This window comes from Streptomyces sp. P9(2023), from assembly GCF_032436795.1.
GTDB lineage: Bacteria > Actinomycetota > Actinomycetes > Streptomycetales > Streptomycetaceae > Streptomyces.
Map to the genome: position 1 here is coordinate 1 of NZ_JAUPWM010000770.1, position 244 is coordinate 244.

At 47.1% G+C, this 244-nt stretch carries 1 protein-coding gene; it reads left to right on the top strand.

The window, feature by feature from the left end; genetic code table 11:
- On the top strand, positions 1 to 244 hold a 244-nt coding region (locus Q5762_RS39395), incomplete at both ends, for a hypothetical protein (protein ID WP_315897131.1).

The window sequence follows — 244 nt, forward strand, 5'->3', positions numbered from 1 at the left end:
AGAGTATGCTGAAATTACTGCGTTACATGCCGAATTAGAGTCGCTACAACATTATATTGCTACGCCTCGTAAACAAACACTGCTAGCCGAAATGCAGCCATTAGCCGCCTTAGAAGTAACCGATGCGAAAGCGCGCTCAGAGCAAGTAAAACTGGCTCGCGCTAATTGGAATTCTTTAGGTAAGGCTGAGCCTGCACAAGAGGAAGCGCTTAATCAGGCCTTTGATATTGCCTGTGAAGCGGCT